This is a genomic window from Herbaspirillum lusitanum P6-12 (assembly GCF_000256565.1).
In the GTDB taxonomy this organism is placed as follows: domain Bacteria; phylum Pseudomonadota; class Gammaproteobacteria; order Burkholderiales; family Burkholderiaceae_D; genus Herbaspirillum; species Herbaspirillum lusitanum.
In genome coordinates this window covers 1-3,963 of the sequence record NZ_AJHH01000425.1, presented here as the reverse complement: position 1 = coordinate 3,963, position 3,963 = coordinate 1, and the positions used below count along the sequence as shown (strand labels likewise).

3 protein-coding genes and 1 pseudogene are annotated in these 3,963 nt (G+C 61.6%); all 4 read left to right on the top strand.

Annotated features, from left to right (window positions below; translation table 11 throughout):
* Positions 1-914 (top strand): M20/M25/M40 family metallo-hydrolase (locus tag HLUSI_RS28640; protein WP_040503490.1); only part of this gene is annotated, 914 nt, incomplete at its 5' end.
* Positions 911-2,266, top strand: coding sequence for an MmgE/PrpD family protein (locus HLUSI_RS28635; RefSeq protein ID WP_157137859.1), 1,356 nt, complete (start codon positions 911-913; stop codon positions 2,264-2,266). The genes HLUSI_RS28640 and HLUSI_RS28635, both read left to right, overlap by 4 nt.
* A 138-nt stretch (positions 2,267-2,404) precedes the next feature.
* A complete protein-coding gene (locus tag HLUSI_RS0113625; protein ID WP_016834498.1) occupies positions 2,405-3,643 on the top strand; it encodes an MFS transporter in 1,239 nt (412 codons plus the stop codon).
* A gap of 110 nt (positions 3,644-3,753) precedes the next feature.
* Positions 3,754-3,963, top strand: a pseudogene (locus tag HLUSI_RS28630) (methyl-accepting chemotaxis protein); the annotation flags it as partial.

Sequence of the window (3,963 nt, the reverse complement as noted above, 5' to 3'; positions counted from 1 at the left end):
TCGGACGAGGCAGCTGCGACATGAAAGGCTTCCTTGCCGTTTGCCTGACGCGCCTGCGGCTCATACCTGCGCAGACACTGCATACGCCCATCCATTTTTCGTTTTCCTATGACGAGGAACTGGGCTGCCTGGGCGTGCGCGAATTGTTGGCCGACCTGCAGCAGAACGACATCCGGCCCACCGGTGTGATCATCGGCGAACCGACCATGATGCAGCCGGTGCTGGCTCACAAGGGCAAGCAGGCTTATCGCTGCAGCGTGCATGGGCATTCTGCGCATTCTTCCTCTCCGCAGCTGGCCATCAATGCCGTCGATTTCAGCGCCGAACTGATCGTGAAGATCCGTGAGATCGCCGGAACGGCGCGCACTGCCGGTCCGTGGGACGAAGCCTTCGATGTGCCGTATTCGACCATCGTTACTACGGTGATTCAGGGGGGAACCGTGATCAATACCATCCCGGACCGTTGCGAGTTCGTGTTCGAGCACCGCTTCCTGCCCGGCGTGGATCCACGGCAAGTAATGGATGAACTGCGCTGCTACGTTGAGCGCGAGATGTTGCCGCAGATGCGTTTGCAGGCTGGGTATGCGGGAGACGCCGAAACAATCGGGAGTGTGGAGTTCGAGGTGCTGTCTGCGTATCCGGGTCTGGATACTTCCGCCGGCGACAGTCTGGCTCGTCGGGCGATGCATATCCTGGGCGCAGACCGTGCCAACAAGGTCGGCTTCGGCACCGAGGCCGGCCTGTTCAGCGCCGCAGGCATCCCTGCAATGGTCTGCGGGCCCGGCGATATTGCCCACGCGCACAAGCCCAATGAATTCGTGACGCTGGATCAGTTGGCGCGATGTGAAGACTTTTTCGACGCCTACGTGCGGGCGACAAGCATGGGGCCGGTCGCGGCCGGAGGCGTGGCGTGAGCGCAGCGAACGATATGAATGGCCTGAGCCGGCGCCTGGCCGCCTGGTGTGCCGACTATGACAGGTGCTTTCCGGCGTCGTCGGTGGCGCGCGCGCATACCGCGATCACCGATGTGGTTGGCTGCCTGCTGGGCGGTCGCGACGATGTGGCCGTCGTCAACGCCGGTCGGTTTTTGCGTGCGGCGGAAAGCGCCGGCCGGGCCGGTGTCATCACGCAGCAGGCTACGGTAGGTGCGCCATGGGCTGCGCTTGTCAACGGTTGCGCCGCCCATGCGCTGGATTTCGACGACAATTTTTTCCCACCCGTCACACATGCCAGCGCCTCCCTCGTGCCGGCATTGTTTGCGCTGGCCGAGGAAACCGGCGCCGATGCGGCCGCCATCGTGCACGCCTACATTGTCGGCCTGGAAGTGGAAGCGCAGATCGGCAAGCGGATGAATCCCTCGCACTACGCATCGGGATGGCACGCGACGTCCACCATCGGTGCCATTGGCGTCGCCGCCGCCTGTGCAGTGTTGCTGCGGCTGAGTGAGAAGGGTGTGCTGCACGCCATCAGTATCGGCAGCAGCCTGGCTGGCGGCAGCAAGCGCCAGTTCGGTTCCATGGTCAAGCCCATGCACGCCGGGTTTGCGGCCATGCATGGGGTTCTGGCGGCGCGCCTGGCAGCTTCCGGCATTACCGGGGTGGAGGAGATGTTGCAGGGGAAGTGGTCGCTATCGGAACTGTATGCCGGCGGCACGCAAGACGGCGATTCTGCCGCCAGCCTGTTCCCGCACGCGCCGCTGGCCATCGACGAATACGGCCTGGTGGCCAAGCTGTATCCATCCTGCATGTCGTCGCACCTGGGGTTTTTTATCAAGGATATTGCCGCCATTGACCTGCATATGCCGGCCTTCATGATTGCCAATCTGCGTTACCGCCAGCCGGAGAGCAGCGCGCAGGCGCGTTTCAGCATGAACTACTGCGCTGCGCTGACACTGGTTGAGGGGGTGCCTCGCATGGCGCACTTCAGCGAGGAGTTTGTGGCGCGCATGCCTGTTGCAATGAGACAGCTGCTACCGCTGGTGCAAATGCACGAGCGCCAGGCATCCGCACAGGCAGCAGCGTTGCCTTGGGGCGGCGATTGCCAGGCGCGGATCACGTTTGCCGATGGCCGGGTGCTGGAGCAAGTGTCCATGTATCCCAAGGGCTGTGCGCAGAACCCGCTCTCGGAGCCGGAGCAGCGCGAGAAATTCCTGGACTGCGCGCACGGCAAGCCGATGGGGATCGGCGCCGAGGCACTGTTCGGGATGTTGAAGGATTTTTCCCGCGTGCATGCGTTGGAAGAGGTCTTTCTGGCGTTGCGCGGCTGAGTACAGCCGGAGTACAGCCGATTCACCAGGGCGCGCATCTTGCATGCCCAAGTTTTCAACCATGCCGGCCGGCGTGTTGAACGTTTCCATTCCTCATCGGGATGGGCTCTTTCACGTTGTTCTTTACCAGGAATCTAAATGTCTCAATCAATCAACCAGAACGCGCTTGCCAGTCAAGTGCAGGAGCCTCGGCCGGCCGCCCGCTACGGGCGCGGACAGAAGATATTCGTACTCGTCACGCTGTTGTTCTCATGGATACTCGCCAATGCCGACCGCATGGCGATGAGCGTATCCATCATCCCGATCACCAAGGAGTTTGCACTGGATGCGCAAGCTGCCGGCCTGGTTCTGGGATCTTTCTACATCAGCTATGCGCTCATGCAACTGGCGGCGGGCTGGCTGGCCGACCGCTTCGGGTCACGCAGGGTATTGGTGTTCTGTGTAGCCTGTTGGTCGGTGTTCACCAGCATGACCGGGCTGGCGGGAAGCTTCTTTGGCCTGATCGTGATCCGGCTGCTCTTCGGCCTTGGCGAAGGCGGTTTTGCACCAGCCAGTACCGTGACGATTGCCGAAGCGTTTCCCAAGCCCGAGCGAGCGCGCGCCAAGTCGTTGATCATCGGCGCGTCGTTTCTTGGCAGTGCGGTCGGTACGGGCGCCATTGCGGCGCTGATACATGCTCACGGCTGGCGCTTCGCTTATCACGCGTTCGGCCTGATAGGCGTCGCGGTGGCCATAGTCCTCTGGTTCGCTGTAAAAGATTCGCCGGTGCGACCACAAGAGGTGCGTACAAAGGGTCTGTTTCGCACGCTGTTTGGAAAAATGGTCTTGAAGAAGACCATGCTGATTTTCTTTTTCAGCAATATTGTCTATGTCGGTCTGATCTCATGGATGCCCACCTTCCTGATGAAGACCCGCGACATCGACATCGTGCACGTCGGTGCTGCTTCTGCCATTCCCTATCTGGTGGCGTTCGCCGCGCTCAACGTGGTGGGCTGGCTGCTGGACAAGGTGGGACAGGGCCGCGACCGTTTGTTCATGAGCATTGGCGCGGCCATGGTGATCGTCTTCCTGGGGCTGATGGCGGTGGCCACCACCCTGCCGTGGCTGCTTGCCTTCTGGACCTTGAGCCTGGTCGGCTATACCGCCGTGTACGGCACTGTCTTCGCGATTCCACTGAAACACTTGCCTGACGAATCGGTGGGAACCGCCTCCGGCATCATCAATTTTGGCGGACAGGTCGCAGCCGGCATCGCGCCGGTGGTTATCGGCATGCTAGTAACGGCTGGCAAGGGTTCGTTCAACCTCGCCTTCGCGTTCCTGCTGGCCGCCGGTCTTGGCGCCTTGCTGATTGCGCTGAGCTGGAAGTCCGGCGAGTAAGGTGCGCGGACGTTCTGATCCGTCATCGCCGTCAGCACGCTGTGAGAGCATGCTGATGCCGATGGCGCCACATTCGTGCACGGCCATTCAGGCCGCATGGGGAACATGACATGATGTCTTCGATTCGCACCAGAATTCTGGCGATCGTTGCTGCAACCGTGGTGGTATCGCTGGCGCTGACCAGCTGTGCAATCTGGCTGTTGGTGCGAGCGGACAATGCGCGTACTACTGCCAGCAACCTGGAGTCCTTGGCGACGGCCAACGCCTTCGCCATTTCGGAATGGAGCAGCGCAAAGGCTGCGGCCGTGTCGGCGGCGGCC